This window comes from Streptomyces ziwulingensis (assembly GCF_039542605.1).
Classification (GTDB): domain Bacteria; phylum Actinomycetota; class Actinomycetes; order Streptomycetales; family Streptomycetaceae; genus Streptomyces; species Streptomyces ziwulingensis.
The window spans coordinates 160,618-175,959 of sequence record NZ_BAABIG010000052.1; the positions used below are offsets into that span (position 1 = coordinate 160,618).

Consider the following 15,342-nt stretch of genomic DNA (forward strand, 5'->3'; position numbering starts at 1 on the left):
AACCGGATCATATGGGGAACTCCGGGCCCGTGGGCCCCGGCCGGTCGGTGGGCCGCGGCCGGGTGCCCGCGGTGCCTGAGCGCAGCAGCACCTCGGCGATACGGTCGCTCGCCCGGCCGTCCCACAACTCGGGCCGGCGCGGCGCGGGAGGGGCGTCCAGCACCTTGTTCACGATGCTCACGATGCGGGCCGGGTCGCGCCCGGCCAGCACATTGGTGCCCTGCTCGACGGTGATGGGCCGCTCGGTGTTGTCCCGTAACGTCACGCACGGCACACCCAGCGCGGTGGTCTCCTCCTGCACCCCGCCCGAGTCGGTCAGCACGACGCGCGCCGCGTCCTGCAGCGCGAGGAAGTCCAGATATCCCGCGGGCGGCACCAGCCGGACGCCCCCGGGGACACCGAGTTCGGCCAGCCTGCCGGCCGCGCGCGGGTGCACCGGCAGCACCAGCGGGCAGCGCCCGGCGATCTCGCCCAGCGCCTTCAGCAGCCCGGCCAGCACCCCGGGGTCGTCCACGTTGGCGGGCCGGTGCAGCGTGACCAGCCCGTACCCGCCCCTGGTCAGGCCGGAGCGTTCCAGGACGTCCGAGGCGCGGGCGCGCTCCAGGCCGGCCAGCAGCGTGTCGATCATGACGTTGCCGACCAGGTGGATCTGGTCCTCCCGGTAGCCCTCGGCGCGCAGGTTCTCCACCGCGTCGGGCGAGGGGGCCAGCAGATAGTCGCTCACCCGGTCGGTGGCGACGCGGTTGACCTCCTCCGGCATGCTCCAGTCGCGGCTGCGCAGACCGGCCTCGACATGTGCCAGCAAGGGGCCCGCCTTCGCGGTGACCAGTGCGCAGGCCAGGGTGGAGTTGATGTCGCCGACCACGACGACGAGGTCCGGGGACACCTCGGTGAGCAGCGGTTCGAACGCGGTCATCACCCGGCCGGTCTGCTCGGCGTGGCTGCCGGAGCCGACGCCGAGGAAGCGGTCCGGCGGCCGGATGCCCAGATCGGCGAAGAACACGTCGTTCATCGCCGGGTCGTAGTGCTGCCCGGTGTGGACGAGGAGCACCTCGGCACCCCGGCGTTCCAGCGCGTCCATCACCGGTTTGATCTTCATGTAGTTGGGGCGGGCCCCGGCGACGCAGATGATGCGCGGCATCTCTCAGAGCACCTCGATCGTGGGTCGGGACGGCAGCCGCCGCCGGCAGTCGAGGACCAGCGGGGCGTGCTCGGCGACGAGTTCGTAGTCGAAGGAGTCGTGGTCGGTGAGCAGGACCACCACATCGGCGGCCGCCAGTTCCTCGGCGTCGAGATCGACCCGCACCAGCCGGGTGTCCATCGGCAGGCTCTCCACGACATGCGGGTCCGCCGCCCTGACCTGCGCTCCCATGTCGAGAAGCAGTTGGGAGATGCGCAGCGCGGGCGACTCGCGGGCGTCGCCGGTGTTCTTCTTGTAGGCGAGCCCGAGCAGCAGGATCCGGGAGCCGTTGACCGACCGGCGCCGGGTGTTGAAGAGGTCGCCGACCCGCCGGGTCACGTACTCGGGCATGTGATTGTTGATGTCGTTGGCCAGCTCCACGAAGCGGAAGCTCTGGCCCAGTTCGCGCTGCACCCGCCAGGACAGGTACGAGGGGTCGATCGGCAGGCAGTGCCCGCCGACACCGGGCCCGGGGGTGAACTTCATGAAGCCGAACGGCTTGCTGGAAGCGGCCTCGATGGCCTGCCAGACGTCGATGTCCAGGTGGTGGGCGAACATCGCGATCTCGTTGACCAGCGCGATGTTCACATGCCGGAAGGTGTTCTCCAGCAGCTTGGCCAGCTCCGCCTCCTTGGGCGAACTCACCGGCACGGTGGTGTCGACGAGCTGCCCGTAGAAGTCCTGGACCGCCCGCAGCGAGGACTCGTCGACCCCGGCGACCACCTTCGGGGTCTCCTTGAAACCCCACACCGCGTTGCCCGGGTCGATCCGCTCCGGGCTGTAGCCGAGCTGGAAGTCGCTGCCCGCGGTGAGACCGGAGCCCTCCTCCAGGAGCGGCGCGAACAGGTCCTGGGTGGTGCCGGGGTAGGTGGTCGACTCCAGGACCACCGTGGCCCCGGGGCGCAGATAGCGGGCGAGGGTGACCGCCGACTCCCGGATGTACCGCAGGTCGGGGGTGCCCTCGTGGAGCGGGGTCGGCACGGTCACGACGGCGACGTCGAAACCGCCGCAGTCGCGCGCCGACTCGCTCGGGCGGTAGGTGCCGTTGTCCAGGGCGGCGCGCAGCCGCTCGGAGGAGACGTCCTCCACGAAGGACTCGCCGGCCGCGAGGCTCTTGATCCGGCGGGCGTCGACGTCGTAGCCGATCACCTCGTGCCCGACCTCGGCGGCCCGGACGGCCAGCGGCAGCCCGACGTAACCCTGTCCGACCACGACGACGCGCATCAGTGACTCCTGTTCGCGGGGACGATCGACGGGCTGAGCCGGAGGCGCTCGCGGGCCGTCATGAGGACGAAGGCCGCGTTGGTGGTGAGATAGCGCCGGCCCAGGCGGCGCGGTTCCTGCAGCGCCCGGTAGAGCCATTCGAGCCCCCGGCGCTGCCAGGACTCGGGGGCCCGCCGGGTGACCCCGGCCAGGATGTCGAAGGAGCCGCCGACCCCGTGCACGACCCGGGCACCGGTACGCGACCCGTGGGCGGCGGTGAAGATCTCCTTCTTCGGCGAGGTCATGCCGAGGAAGAGCATCCGGGCGCCGCTCGCGGCTATCGCGTCCGCGACGGCTTCCTGCTCGGTGTCGTCGAAATAGCCGTGGCGGTGGCCCGCCACCTTCAGCGCCGGGAACCGGTCGGCGACCCGGCGCAGCATCTCCTGGAGCACCTCGTGCCGGGCGCCGAGGAAGTACACCGACATGCCCGCGGACTCCGCCTCCGCCAGCAGCCTCAGGAACAGGTCGATGCCCGCCACCCGCTCCGGCAGCGGAGCCCGCAGCACGCGCCCGGCCCAGACCACGGCCTGTCCGTCGGCGAGGACCAGGTCGCAGCCGGCCACCGCCTCGGCGAGCCGCGGGTCCCGCCGCATGTTGACCAGCTTGGCCGCGTTGACCACGCCGATCTCCAGTTGCCCGCCGTCCCGCACCGCGGCGAGGCAGCGCTCAACGGTCTGGTCCATGGTCAGCGGGTCCAGCTCGATGCCGAACAGCGCACGCCGCTCGCTCATATCCGGCCCCCCAGCCAGGCGTGGAGCATCCAGCCGAACTCGTACGGCCGGCATTCGCGGTCCACGGACAGCGGGCGGTACACCCGGTCCAGCGGCTTCAGCCGCAGGCCCGCGGCGGCCCGGGTGGACAGGCCGCGCGCGGCACGTACGGCCTTCTTCGGATCACCCCGGTAGACCTTGCGCCAGGTGACGCCCAGCTCGTCGAGGATCAACGGCTCCTGGGCGGTCGGGTGTCCGGCCAGTTCCGGCACGTCCGTCAGCCAGCGCAGACCCTTGCGGACCGAGGCGCCGAAGTCGCTGCCGCCGGCGTCGGCGAGATCGAACAGCGCGGTCGGCGCCATCGCGTGCTGGTGGACGCTGTAGACCGGATAGCCCTCCACGACACCGCCGGTGCGCGCGTCGTAGTGCCACCACCACTGGCCGCCCTCGCCCTGGAGCGCGCAGATCCGCTCCGCGCACGCCTCGGCCGCGGCCAGCGCCTCGGGGTCGCCGTCGCCGCCGGCGTGGGCCCGGGCCAGGGCCTGCAGCGGGTACGTCTGGTCGGCGAAGCAGCTCACGTGCGACCGGTACCAGGGCACCAGGCCGGGGCCGGTGGCGTGCGGGAACAGGGGGCTGCCGTCGCTCCTGGAGCGCAGCAGCCGGTCGCGCGCCGCGCGCAGACGGCTCTCCACGTCGGCCGTGTCGCGGGCCGCCGCGAGCGCGGACAGCACCCAGGCCGCCTCGACGGTGTAGCGGGGCCGGCCGGGGTCGTCGTCCAGGGCCTCGACCCGGGCCAGGGCGTCGGACAGCTTGGGATGCCCGGTCTCGGCGGCGGCCCAGGCGATGAGCGCCGCGTCGCCGAGGTTGGTCACCGAGGGCAGGGACTCCACCAGCAGGCCGGTGAACTCCTGGGCGCTGCGGCCCGCGAGCACCGTCCGCTGACGGTCCTCGGGCAGGTGACGGACCCCGAGAGCGGTGATGGCCGCGTACCGGGTACTGGTCCCGCGCCGCTCCAGACGCCAGGAACCGTCGGCGGCCTTCGTCCCGGCCATGGTGAAGGCGAACGCCTCCTTGCCGGGCAGCAGCATCGACGGAAGGCCCGACTCCGCCAAGGTGAGCAGCCGTTGGGCGAGCGGAAGCAGCGACGGTTCCTCACGGCCGAGCCTCGCCAGACGTGAAGTGGTCATCTTTCGGACACACCAACCCCCCTGTGGGTCCTGTGCGGAACAGACTGTGGTCCGTCGGGCCGCGACCGGCCGGACGGAAGAAGACGGACGTCAGACGTCAGACGCCGGAGCGGCGGACGCTCCCGGCTTTGGACGCAGGTGTCCCCGTCACCCCGTAACCCCCCCTGGGCACGACTGATGTGTGTGTGCTCATCGTGCTTGGTCTGCACACTTCGCACACATGTTATGCCGGTAAGTGTTCGAGGATTCGGCCTTTGCGGGAAAGAGCCGAAAACAGCCGGGGACGACGCACGGCCCCCGAGGTCAGACGCGTTCCACCAGGACGCCGTCCCGCTCGTCGTACCGCGTCCCCGTCTCCGGGCACGCCCAGCCGCCGGGCGCGCCCTCGCGTGCGACCAGCCGGACGCCGGCCCGGCCGACCCAGCCGATCCGGCGGGCCGGCACGCCCGCCACGAGGGCGAAGTCGGGCACGTCCCGGGTCACCACGGCGCCCGCCGCGACCAGCGCCCACCGGCCGACGCGCACCGGGGCCACGCAGACCGACCGGGCCCCCAGCGACGCCCCCTCGTCCACCACGACCGCCACCGCCTCCCAGTCGCCGCCCCGCTTCAGCCGGCCCGCCGCATCCACCGACCGCGGGAAGTGGTCGTTGGTGAGCACCGCGGCCGGGCCGACGAACACCCCGTCGCCGAGGACCGCGGGTTCGTAGACCAGCGCGTGGTTCTGGAGCTTCACGTTGTCGCCGATCCGCACCCCGGGGCCGACGTAGGCTCCCCGGCCCACGACGCAGTTGCCGCCGAGCCGCGCGTCCTCCCGGATCTGGGCCAGGTCCCAGACGGCCGTCCCGTCCCCGATCGTGGCCGACTCGTCGACCTGGGCGGTCGGCTGGACTCGGAAGTTCATCTGGTCGGGCCTTTCTGCCAGGTGGTCGCGCGTTCCGTCAGCGGCTCCCACCAGGAGCGGTTGTCGCGGTACCAGCGGACGGTCTCCGCGAGACCCTGTTCGAAGCTCTTGCGCGGGGCGTAACCGAGTTCTTCGCGGATCTTGGCGCAGTCGACGGAGTAGCGCCGGTCGTGGCCCTTGCGGTCGGTGACGTGCTCGACGCTCTCCCAGGTCGCGCCGCATGCTCTCAGCAGCAGGTCGGTGAGGTGCCTGTTGGAGAGTTCGGTGCCGCCGCCGATGTGGTAGACCTCGCCGGCCCGGCCCTTGGTGCGGACCAGTTCGATGCCCTGGACGTGGTCGTCGATGTGCAGCCAGTCGCGGACGTTGCCGCCGTCGCCGTACAGCGGGACCTTGCGGCCGTCGAGGAGGCGGGTGACGAACAGGGGGATGAGCTTCTCGGGGAAGTGGTGGTGCCCGTAGTTGTTGGAGCAGCGGGTGACGCGGACGTCCAGGCCGTGGGTGCGGTGGTAGGACAGTGCGATCAGGTCGCTGGACGCCTTGGTGGAGGAGTACGGCGAAGTGGGCCGCAAGGGGTGCGTCTCGGGCCAGGAGCCCTCGTCGATGGAGCCGTAGACCTCGTCGGTGGAGATGTGCACGAAGGTCTCGACACCGGCCCGGTGGGCGGCGTCGACCAGGGTGTGGGTGCCCATGACGTTGGTGCGGACGAACTCGGCGCCGCCGTCGATGGACCGGTCGACGTGGGACTCGGCGGCGAAGTGCACGACCTGGTCGTGCCCGGCCGTCAGCGCGGCGGCCAGGCCGGGGTCGCAGATGTCGCCGTGCACGAAGGCGAAGCCCGGGTGGGCGCGTACCGGGTCGAGGTTGGCCGGGTTGCCGGCGTAGGTCAGCTTGTCCAGTACGGTCACCGACACCTCGCCCGGACCGTCGGGGCCGAGCAGGGTGCGGACGTAGTGCGAGCCGATGAAACCGGCACCGCCGGTCACCAGTATCCGGGTGGTCACGAGGAGATCTGCACCTTGCTGTGATCACCGAGCACGAGCCGGTGGGCCGACGGGTTGCGGGGCGCGGGCGTGACCTCGACGTCCCGCCCGATGAGGGACGCCTCCACACGGCGCACGCCCGTCACCGACGAGCCGCGCAGCACGATGGAGTACTCGATCTCGCTGTCCACGATCCGGCAGTCCGGCGAGACCGAGGTGAACGGGCCGATGTAGGCGTTCTCGACGACGACGCCGCTGCCGATGACCGCCGGGCCGACTATCCGGCTGCGCACGACACGGGCGCCCGCCTCGATGCGGACCCGGCCGATGATCTCGCTGTCCGCGTCGACCGTGCCCGCCCGGAGCGGCTCCACGGTCTCCAGCACCGACCGGTTGACCTCCAGCATGTCGGTGACGTTGCCGGTGTCCTTCCAGTAGCCGGAGACGGTCGTGGAGCGGACGTCACGCCGTGCGTCGATCAGCCACTGGAGGGCGTCCGTGATCTCCAACTCCCCCCGCGCGGACGGCTTGATGGAGCGGACGGCCTCGTGCACGGCGGGGGTGAAGAGGTAGACGCCGACCAGCGCGAGATCGCTTCTGGGCGTCTGCGGCTTCTCCTCCAGGCCCACCACCCGCCCCTCGGCGTCGAGTTCGGCCACGCCGAACTGGCGGGGGTCGGGCACCTTCGTCAACAGGATCTGCGCGGCGGGGCGTTCGGCGCGGAAGGAGTCCACGAGTGGGGTGATCCCGCCGACCACGAAGTTGTCGCCGAGGTACATCACGAAGTCGTCCTCGGCCAGGAACTCACGGGCGATCAGCACGGCGTGGGCCAGCCCCAGCGGCTCCCGCTGCGGGATGTAGGTGACCTCGACGCCGAACCGCGCACCGTCCCCCACCGCCTCCCGGATCTCCGGCGCGGTGTCCCCGACGATGATCCCCACCTCGGTGATCCCGGCGTCCGCGATCGCCTCCAGGCCGTAGAACAGCACCGGCTTGTTGGCGACCGGGACCAACTGCTTGGCGGAGGTATGGGTGATGGGGCGCAAACGGGTACCGGAGCCGCCAGACAACACAAGTGCCTTCATGCGAGGCACCTTACTCATGCCGGACCGGCCGACGGAGGGATTCCGCACACACCTTCGATCCCTGCCTTCGGTCCGCGCCTTCGACCGCCGACGCGCCCCGGCCGTCCCGGCGGACAGCGAAGACGGCCGGATTCTCCCAACCGAGCGCATCGACACCGAACTTGGCTGGAAACTTCTACAACCCTTCACCTACAAGACGCGTCTGGTTAACAGTTATATGTACAGAGGTTCATGAAGAGGAGTTCAGAACGTGACCGTGCGTTCCTTTGCCCGGCGGATGAAACCACGGGTCGAGCGGAAGGCCGCCGAGCAGGTCTGGCAGCTCCGTACCATGCGACGGCGGCGCAGGGCGGCGGTCACGGACCCGGTCCTGCGTCCGGTGGCGGTGCGGGGCCAGCGGCTCTACGGACGGGTCGTCACCCGGTTCACCGCCGTGGAGGCGGCCGCCGCCAACCTGGGCCTGGTCGTCGCCGCGCTGGAGCAGGAGGGCATCGCCCACTTCCTCGTGCCGGGCTCCCGGACCCGGCACACGGTCGGCGTGAACGCCGTCGACCGGGAACGGTTCCTCGCCGCGCTGGAGACGCGCCACGCGGGCAGCGCGGTCTTCATCGGCCGGCCGCTGCCCGGCGGCAGGCTGTACCGCCCGGCACTGTTCATGGACGGTGTACTGCCCGCCGCCCTGCGCACCGCCCCCGTGCTGCGCATCGGCGAGAACCACCTGGGCCCGGCCGGCCAACTGCTCGCCGGACCGGAACTCGCCTGTGACGTGGAGTTCTGGGAGGACGGGGCGCGGTTGCTGGCCTCCGCCGACGGGGAGCGGCGACTGGCCAAGGTGCAGCCGCAGGCGTCCGCCGACGTCTTCGCCGAGTCCCTGGTCGCCCCCCGGAACAACGGCGTCACCGACGTGCTGCCGACGTCCGACCAGCAACTGGCCACGGTGCGGGTCGGCGACCGGGACCTGCCCACCTTCCGCCCCCTGACCCTGCCGACCGTCAACGCCGTCACCTTCCCCGTCGACGTCGTCTACACCTGGGTGGACGGCGAGGAACCCGCGATGCGCGCCAAACGGGCCCGCTACCAGGAGCGCGGCACCGTCGAGATCCTGGACAAGGAGACCAACGCCTCGCGCTACACCAGCCACGACGAACTGAAGTACTCGCTGCGCTCGCTCGCGATGTACGCCGACTTCGTGCGGCACATCTACCTCGTGACCGACGGGCAGAAGCCGCACTGGCTCGACGACCAGGCCCCGGGCATCACGGTCGTCGACCACCGCGACATCTTCCCGCCGGACGTCCTGCCGGTGTTCAACTCGCACGCGATCGAGACCCGGCTGCACCACATCCCCGGCCTCTCGGACCACTACCTGTACTTCAACGACGACGTGTTCGTCGGCCGCCGGGTCACCGCGGAGCACTTCTTCCACGGCNCCCGGCCTCTCGGACCACTACCTGTACTTCAACGACGACGTGTTCGTCGGCCGCCGGGTCACCGCGGAGCACTTCTTCCACGGCAGCGGCCTGATGAAGATCCCGGTCTCCCCGCTCAAGATCGGCATCGGCAAACCGCACGCCGAGGAGACCGCCACCAACTCCGCCAGCAAGAACGTACGGCGCCTGCTGCTGGAGATGTTCGGACGGATGACCACCAACAACTTCATGCACACCCCCCTGCCGCAGCAGCGCGAGACGCTGGCCAGGCTGGAGGAACTGTTCGCCCAGGACATCCGCCGCACCACCGCGTCCCGGTTCCGCTCACCGCAGGACATCGCCCTGACGGCTCCGCTGCTCTACCAGTACGCGCTGATGACCGGCCACGGCGTGCCGGGCAGATTCAGCTTCCGGTACGTCAACATCAGCCGCCCGGACGCCGAACGACGCCTGGCGGACCTCAGCCGCACCCGCCGCTTCGACTTCTTCTGCCTCAACGACGTCGACGTACCGCCCGAGGAACGCGAGCCGATCAGCGCCCGGATGAACCAGTTCCTGGCGGACTACTTCCCGTTCCCGAGCCCCTTCGAGAAGCAGGACTGACGAGGCCCCGGCATGGACATGCGTCACCGACTCGCCGGGCCGGCGGGCATACGAGCCGCCCGGAACATGCTGACGGGCCTGCGCCGGCGAGGAACCGCCCGGCTCTGGACGCTGCGCGCGTTCCGGGCCCGGCGGAACCTGCGGGCGGCCGTTCCCGGACTGCGCCCGGTCGCCTTCGGGGCCGTGCGGCTGTACGGGCACACGGTCACCGGATACACCGCGGCGGACGCCGCCGCCACCGACCTCGACGGGGTGTGCGCCCTGCTGGAGGCGGTCGGCGCCCCCTACTTCCTGGTCCCCGCCGACCACGGGCGGCAGGCGCCGCGCCAGGTGATCGGCGTCGAGGAGAGCCACCGCGCCGCCGTCCTCACCCAGGCCGCGCGGCGCTTCGCGGACACCGCCGGATACGTCGGTGCCGTCGGACCCGACGGCAGTGTCACCACCGCGGTGCTGTGGGCCGACGGGTCGCTGCCGCCGGCGCTCCGGCGGGCCGGGGTGCTGCGCACCGGCGTGGTGCGCCTCGGCCCCGGCGGGCAGGTGCTCAGCGGCATCGAGGCGGGCTGCGACATCGAGTTCTGGCGCCGCGGCCAGGACCTGGCCGCCCGCCGGGCCGCGGACCCGGCCTGGCTCACCGTCCCCGGCAGCCGCCTCGGGGACGTCTTCGCGACCGCGCTCGTCGCTCCGCGCCGCAACCCCGTCTCCGAGGTGCTGCCGCAGACGGCGCAGCGGCCGGCCGCGGTGGCGGCCCCCGGCCGCAGCGTGCCGACGTTCGCCGCGTTCGCCGAGCCGGGGATCGACACGGTGTGCTTCCCCGTCGACGCCGTCTACACCTGGGTCGACGGGGACGACCCGGAGATGGCCGCCAAACGCCGCTTCCACCAGCAGGGCCGCGAGAACGCCATCGCGCCGCGGGAGACGGGCGCCTCGCGCTACACCAGCCACGACGAACTGCGCTACGCGCTGCGCTCGCTGGAGATGTACGCGGGATTCGTCCGGCACGTCTACCTGGTGACCGACGGGCAGACCCCGGCCTGGCTGGACCCGGACGCGCCGGGCCTGACCGTGGTCGACCACCGGGACATCCTCCCGGCCGACGCGCTGCCCGTCTTCAACTCGCACGCGATCGAGACCCGGCTGCACCACATCCCCGGCCTCTCGGACCACTACCTGTACTTCAACGACGACGTCTTCCTCAACCGCCCGGTGCCGCCCGAGCGCTTCTTCCACGGCAACGGCATCGCCCGGATCCCGCTCTCCCCGCTGAAACTCGGGGTGGGCGACCCGCACCCCCTCGAACCCGCACCGAACTCGGCGGGCAAGAACTCCCGCGAGGTCATCCGGCGCTTCCACGGCAGACAGATCGCGCACAAGGCGTTGCACACCCCCCACCCGCAACTGCGGTCGGTCATGCGCGAGCTGGAGCGCCTCGGCATCGCGGAGCTGGAGCGGACCACCTACTCCCGCTTCCGCTCCACCGCCGACGTCGCCCCGACGTCCACGCTCCACCACCACTGGGCCATGGCGACCGGCCGGGCGGTCCCCGCCGAGTACCGCTTCCGCTACGTGCAGTTGGGCACGCCGGACATGCGAAGGCGCCTGGCCCGCCTCGCGGCCGGTGACGACGTCGACTTCTTCTGCCTCAACGACGTGGACACCGCCCCGGCGGACCGCGCGGCCACCCGGGCGGCCATCCACACCTTCCTGGACCGCAGGTTCCCCTTCCCGAGCCGCTTCGAGGACACCGTGCGGCCCGTGCCGCGCCCCGAGCCGCGCGGCAGGCAGGAGGCCACCCGGGCAGTGGGCCGGTGAGCCGGGGCCGGCCGCACGCTGCCCGGACCGGTCAGCGGGATGGCGCCCAGGTGTGGCGGGCCCAGTCGGCGAAGCCGGTCCAGGGGAGGTCCGGGTGCGCGGCGTGCAGGGCCGGGATGTCCACGCGGTAACCGGGACCGTTCAGGAAGGTCCACATCGCGTGCATGTCGGGGTTGCCGATCACCGTCAGCGGCACCTGCCGATGACGGACCTCCCGCCCCAGCGCGCTGCCGAGCGCGGCGGCCATCCGCACGGGGGTGGGATCATCGCTCGCCAGCTCGATGCGCCGGCCGACGTAGGACGCCCCGTCGAGCAGCACCCGCGCCGCGAACGCGCCGAGATCGGTGCGGGCCAACTGCTGCAGCGGCCGATCGGCGGGCAGCGGCAGGTCGAGGACGCCGCCGAGGACGCGGTCCGCTCCGCCCAGCGCGTTGTCGAAGAAGTAGGTGGGCCCGAGGATCGTGTACGGCACGTCACCGGCGGTCAGCTCGGCCTCGACGCGGGCCTTGCTCTCGAAGTGCGGCACGCCGCTGTCCTGGTCGGCGCCGGCCACGGAGCTGAACACGAGATGCGGGACGCGCTGCCGGGTGGCGGCGGCGAGGATGGCCCGTCCCTGGCCGACCTCCGCCTCCACGCCCGCCTCGAAGGGCGTGGTGAAGGCGAAGACGCTCCGCACCCCGCGCATGGCCCCGGCGAGCGAGTCGGGGTCGCTCAGCGAACCCGCCACCACGTCGACGCCCCGCTCGGCCAGCTCCCGCGCGCTCTCGCGGGCCGGGTCGCGGACCAGGGCGCGGACCGGGGCGCCGCGCCCGAGCAGTGCCTCCGTCACGGCCCCGCCCTGCCCGCCGGTCGCCGCGAGCACAAGGATCGGCTCGTCAGTCACTGGCATACTCCCGTCGTCCCAAGCCGGAGGCCGACAGCCGGCCCCGACGGCCATCATCCGCCCCGGGAACCCGCCCGGACGGCACGGCACGGCCCGGCGGCGGGAAAAGGACACGGAGAGACTCGCACCGTGCGCCCCCGGACAACCCGGGGGCGCCGCGGTACGCCGCGTCAGTCCAGTGCCCGCACCCGGATGTCGCGGAACCGGACGGTGTTGCCGTGGTCCTGCAACCGGATGGCTCCCGCGGCCGGGGTCTCGGACCTCCCGGAGGCCGTGGGACCGTCGAGGGCCACGTCGTCGTGGACCTTCTCGCCGTTCCACACCACCGTCACCCGGGCGTCGGCGGTCTTGCTCCCGTCGGCGTCGAACCGGGCCGCCCGGAAGACGATGTCGTACGTCTGCCAGGTCTGCGGCGCGGTGGCCGCGTTCACGTCGGGCGCCTTCTTGAGGTAGAGCGCCCCGGCCTCGTTCGAGTCCGGCGAGGTGTCACCGTAGGAGTCGAGTATCTGCAGCTCGTAGCGGTCCTGGAGGAAGATCCCGCTGTTGCCGCGGTCCTGCCCGGTCACCTCCGGCGGCAGCAGCGGCACCCGGAACTCCACATGCAGCGCGAAGTCCTGGTAGGCGTCCTTGGTGCGCAGGTCACCGCAGCACACCTCCATGGAGCGCTCCTCGGCCAGCGGCCAGGCCACCGGCCGCCCGTCGGTGTGCTGCCACTGGGTCTGCGAGGCGGCGGTGCCGTCGAAGAGCGCGACGCGGCTGCCGGGCGGGCGCACGGTGATCAGGTCGAGGTTGACATGTCCGGTGTCGCCGGGATCGTACCGGTACGAGATCGTGTTGTGCCCGGCCCGCAGGGACAGCCGCTCGGTGCGGGTGGACCAGGTGTCCCAGTCACCGGTGGAGGGGAGCGCCGTCTGCCGCACCTTCTGGCCGTTCGCGTACAGGGAGAGGGACTTGGGCCCGTCGAACGGGTCGGGGCCGTTGGAGTAGCGCAGGCCCACGTCGTAGGCGCCCGCCTTCGGGACCGTCACGTCGAAGGCCGTCCCGACCTTGCCCTCGGTGGCGTAGCGGTCGACGAAACCGCTGCCGGAGTAGCCGGTGTGATCGGTGTTCACCCCGGCCGTACCGGTCAGCGTGGCCTCCTCGGCCTCGTACCGGGCCGGGGGAGCGGGCTGCTTGCCGGGCATCTCGTTGAGCGTGTACCAGGCCTCCGTGCTCCACAGCGACTCGCCGGAGGCGGCGGAGAAGGGGCGCGGGGAGCGCACGTGCACCACCCGGTCCGGCTTCAGGCCGTCCAGCCGCAGCCGTACGGTACGCCCGTCCCGCGAGAGCGTCGCCGAGCTGACGGAGAGCTGCTCCTCGGCGATCTTCGGGCCGCCGTAGTCGGCGGTCGGGGTGTAGCGCCACTGCTCGGCCCGGTAGCTCTCCGCGAGCCGCCCGGCGGTCTCGGCCGACACCGGCTGGGTGTACGTGAGGTCGAAGCCGCCCGGTACGGCACGCATGGTCTTGATGTCGAAGGTGTTGCCGCCGTTGGGTGTCAGCTTCTGCAGCCCGAACTTGAGCTTGCCCTCCTGGCCCCAGTTGCCGTCGGCCCCCAGACCGCCCGCGTAGATCGCGCCGTCGGGGCCGAGGGTGATCCGGTTGACCCCGGCCTCCAGGCCCTGCGTGTAGCGGAAGACGGCGCCCTGGTACTGGCCCTTCACCTTCTCCAGGTAGGCGCGCTGCAGACCGCCGTAGGTGACGTCACCGATCAGCATCTGCCCCGCGTACCGGCCCTTCCTCAAGTACAGCGGCGTGGACGGCGAGTTGCCGATCTCGTTCTGCGGGAACCACAGCACCGGGTCGGTGACGGGAGAGTCCTCGAAGGGGCCGGCGGGCTCGGTGTAGTGGTTGAAGAAGCGGTCCTGTTTGATCTGCACGAGTTTCGAGGCCGGGAGCCAGCCGCCCTGGTTGTCCGTGGCGAACAGGCCGTTGTCCGGTCCCCAGCCGATGCCGTTGGGGGTGCGCAGCCCGCCGGCGACCGGACTGATCCGGCCGGTCTTCCTGCTCACCTTGTAGGTGACCCCGCGGTCGGGCGCGGGCTGCGGGACGGTGGTGGCGCCGCCGAGGTCGATGGCGACGGAGAGGTTCACGTAGAAGTAGCCGTCGCGGTAGAGCAGGCCGAAGGCGAACTCGTGGAAGTTGCCGCCGTACGGCCAGGTGGCGACCGTGCGGTACTCGTCCGTCACCTCGTCGCCGTCCTCGTCGACGAGCCGGGTCAGCTCGTGCTTCTGCGAGACGTACAGGGCGCCGTCGACGTACTTGACGCCCATCGGCTCGCGCAGGCCGCTCGCCACCTTCTTCACGGTGACCTCGGCGCCGCTGGTCGCTCCGGTGACGTTGTCCAGCAGGTACACCTCGCCGGCCACGTTGTCGGTGCCGCCCCAGGTGCTGATCGCGAGGCGTCCGTCGGGCAGCCAGTCCATGCCGCTGACCTGCGGCTCGAAACCGTCGGGGCGCAGGTCGGTGAGGGTCAGGTCGGGACGTACGGAGGTCAGGGGCAGGCCGTCGCCGGGGGTGTCGCCGCTCGCCTCGCACTCCTTGCGGCCCGGCGCCGTCACCCGGACGACGCCGGCGTCGGTGCTCAGCGCCTCCTGGGGTACGACGCTGAAGCCGTCCGCGCCCGGCGGCTTCCAGGAGAGCTGGAGGCGCTGCCCGCCGTCGCGTTCGAAGTGGTCGACGCGCAGCGGGTGCGGTCCGGCGGTGAGGTGGACCGTGCCGTCCTTCGGTTCGGCGCCGTGCAGGCCGTCGTGGTCGATCACCGTCGCGTCGTCGAGGGTGAGCTTCGAGCCGTCGTCGCTGGTCAGGCGGAAGACGTAACTCCCCTCGCGCGGAGCGACCAGGTAACCGGACACCTCGGTCACGAAGTTGTCCGCGAATCCGCCGAAGTCGGCGTCCGTGGTCCAGTCGACCGTCGGCATCAGCTTGTCGTGGTTGGGGGTCTGCCCCGGTTTGAGGGTGCACAGTTCGTCCAGCGGCGTCTGCACGTCGAACACCCGCAGGGTGACGCCGGGTTCCTGGGGCGGGACGGCCGCGGGCGCGGCGAGGGCGGCCGGGGCGGCGGACACCCCGGTGGCGAGGATGCTCGACGTCAGCAGGAGGACGACGCGTCTGCGCAGACGCGGCAGCAGGCGTTGTCGTTGGCGTGGGTGCATTGGTCCTCCGGGGGGTGGGGACCGGACCGTGCCGGAAAATCGCTCCGGTCGTGAGCGGAGTGGCTGCAGTTCCGCCGTCAAGGTAGGAGACTTCTGCTTGACATGTCCATACTTTGTC

General features: G+C 71.7%; 11 protein-coding genes and 1 pseudogene. 3 read left to right on the plus strand and 9 right to left on the minus strand.

All coding sequences use genetic code 11. The features are described from left to right. Nucleotides 1-7 precede the first annotated feature (7 nt). The 7 genes from wecB to ABEB00_RS23980 all read right to left on the minus strand — a co-directional run bounded on the left by wecB (nt 8) and on the right by ABEB00_RS23980 (nt 7,308). On the minus strand, nt 8-1,141 hold the full coding sequence (gene wecB / locus ABEB00_RS23950; RefSeq protein ID WP_345622171.1) for a non-hydrolyzing UDP-N-acetylglucosamine 2-epimerase: 1,134 nt from the start codon (nt 1,139-1,141) through the stop codon (nt 8-10). 3 nt (nt 1,142-1,144) lie between these two features. Next, nucleotides 1,145-2,404 (minus strand): nucleotide sugar dehydrogenase, encoded by a 1,260-nt coding sequence (locus ABEB00_RS23955; RefSeq protein ID WP_345622173.1) that lies wholly within the window; start codon nt 2,402-2,404, stop codon nt 1,145-1,147. Further along, the gene (locus tag ABEB00_RS23960) at nt 2,404-3,174 is read right to left on the minus strand and encodes a WecB/TagA/CpsF family glycosyltransferase (RefSeq protein ID WP_345622175.1); all 771 of its coding nucleotides are present in this window, start codon (nt 3,172-3,174) and stop codon (nt 2,404-2,406) included. Before ABEB00_RS23960 ends, ABEB00_RS23955 begins: the two co-directional genes overlap by 1 nt. Beyond that, nucleotides 3,171-4,340: a hypothetical protein gene (locus ABEB00_RS23965; protein ID WP_345622176.1), complete on the minus strand. Its 1,170-nt coding sequence runs from the start codon at nt 4,338-4,340 to the stop codon at nt 3,171-3,173. The genes ABEB00_RS23960 and ABEB00_RS23965 overlap by 4 nt, the downstream gene beginning before the upstream one ends. Nucleotides 4,341-4,643: 303 nt before the next feature. Next, nucleotides 4,644-5,243, minus strand: coding sequence for an acyltransferase (locus tag ABEB00_RS23970; RefSeq protein WP_345622177.1), 600 nt, complete (start codon nt 5,241-5,243; stop codon nt 4,644-4,646). Next, complete coding sequence (rfbB, locus tag ABEB00_RS23975) at nt 5,240-6,244, minus strand: dTDP-glucose 4,6-dehydratase (RefSeq protein ID WP_345622178.1); 1,005 nt, start codon at nt 6,242-6,244, stop codon at nt 5,240-5,242. Before rfbB ends, ABEB00_RS23970 begins: the two co-directional genes overlap by 4 nt. Beyond that, nucleotides 6,241-7,308: a glucose-1-phosphate thymidylyltransferase gene (locus ABEB00_RS23980; protein ID WP_345622179.1), complete on the minus strand. Its 1,068-nt coding sequence runs from the start codon at nt 7,306-7,308 to the stop codon at nt 6,241-6,243. Before ABEB00_RS23980 ends, rfbB begins: the two co-directional genes overlap by 4 nt. Nucleotides 7,309-7,963: 655 nt before the next feature. Between ABEB00_RS23980 and ABEB00_RS23985 the strand changes: the two are divergent. The 3 genes and pseudogenes from ABEB00_RS23985 to ABEB00_RS23995 form a co-directional block, all read left to right on the plus strand. Then, nucleotides 7,964-8,674, plus strand: a pseudogene (locus ABEB00_RS23985) (stealth family protein); the annotation flags it as partial. Nucleotides 8,675-8,777: 103 nt separating this feature from the next. Next, nucleotides 8,778-9,341, plus strand: coding sequence for a stealth conserved region 3 domain-containing protein (locus ABEB00_RS23990; RefSeq protein ID WP_345622180.1), 564 nt, complete (start codon nt 8,778-8,780; stop codon nt 9,339-9,341). A 12-nt stretch (nt 9,342-9,353) separates the two neighbouring features. Then, nucleotides 9,354-11,150, plus strand: coding sequence for a stealth family protein (locus ABEB00_RS23995; RefSeq protein ID WP_345622181.1), 1,797 nt, complete (start codon nt 9,354-9,356; stop codon nt 11,148-11,150). A gap of 31 nt (nt 11,151-11,181) precedes the next feature. Here ABEB00_RS23995 and ABEB00_RS24000 read toward each other — a convergent pair whose 3' ends face one another. Together ABEB00_RS24000 and ABEB00_RS24005 are read right to left on the minus strand one after the other, a co-directional pair. Beyond that, entirely contained in the window at nt 11,182-12,033 is an 852-nt protein-coding gene (locus ABEB00_RS24000) for an NmrA/HSCARG family protein (protein ID WP_345622182.1), read from the minus strand. Between the two features lie 170 nt (nt 12,034-12,203). Next, the gene (locus ABEB00_RS24005; protein ID WP_345622184.1) at nt 12,204-15,224 is read right to left on the minus strand and encodes a 3-keto-alpha-glucoside-1,2-lyase-like domain-containing protein; all 3,021 of its coding nucleotides are present in this window, start codon (nt 15,222-15,224) and stop codon (nt 12,204-12,206) included. Between the last annotated feature and the right edge of the window lie 118 nt (nt 15,225-15,342).

Coding starts and splice junctions, on each gene's coding strand:
- wecB (WP_345622171.1), bottom strand. CDS start 1,141: ATGCCGCGCATCATCTGCGTCGCCGGGGCCCGCCCCAACTACATGAAG.
- ABEB00_RS23955 (WP_345622173.1), bottom strand. CDS start 2,404: ATGCGCGTCGTCGTGGTCGGACAGGGTTACGTCGGGCTGCCGCTGGCC.
- ABEB00_RS23960 (WP_345622175.1), bottom strand. CDS start 3,174: ATGAGCGAGCGGCGTGCGCTGTTCGGCATCGAGCTGGACCCGCTGACC.
- ABEB00_RS23965 (WP_345622176.1), bottom strand. CDS start 4,340: ATGACCACTTCACGTCTGGCGAGGCTCGGCCGTGAGGAACCGTCGCTG.
- ABEB00_RS23970 (WP_345622177.1), bottom strand. CDS start 5,243: ATGAACTTCCGAGTCCAGCCGACCGCCCAGGTCGACGAGTCGGCCACG.
- ABEB00_RS23980 (WP_345622179.1), bottom strand. CDS start 7,308: ATGAAGGCACTTGTGTTGTCTGGCGGCTCCGGTACCCGTTTGCGCCCC.
- ABEB00_RS23995 (WP_345622181.1), top strand. CDS start 9,354: ATGGACATGCGTCACCGACTCGCCGGGCCGGCGGGCATACGAGCCGCC.
- ABEB00_RS24005 (WP_345622184.1), bottom strand. CDS start 15,224: ATGCACCCACGCCAACGACAACGCCTGCTGCCGCGTCTGCGCAGACGC.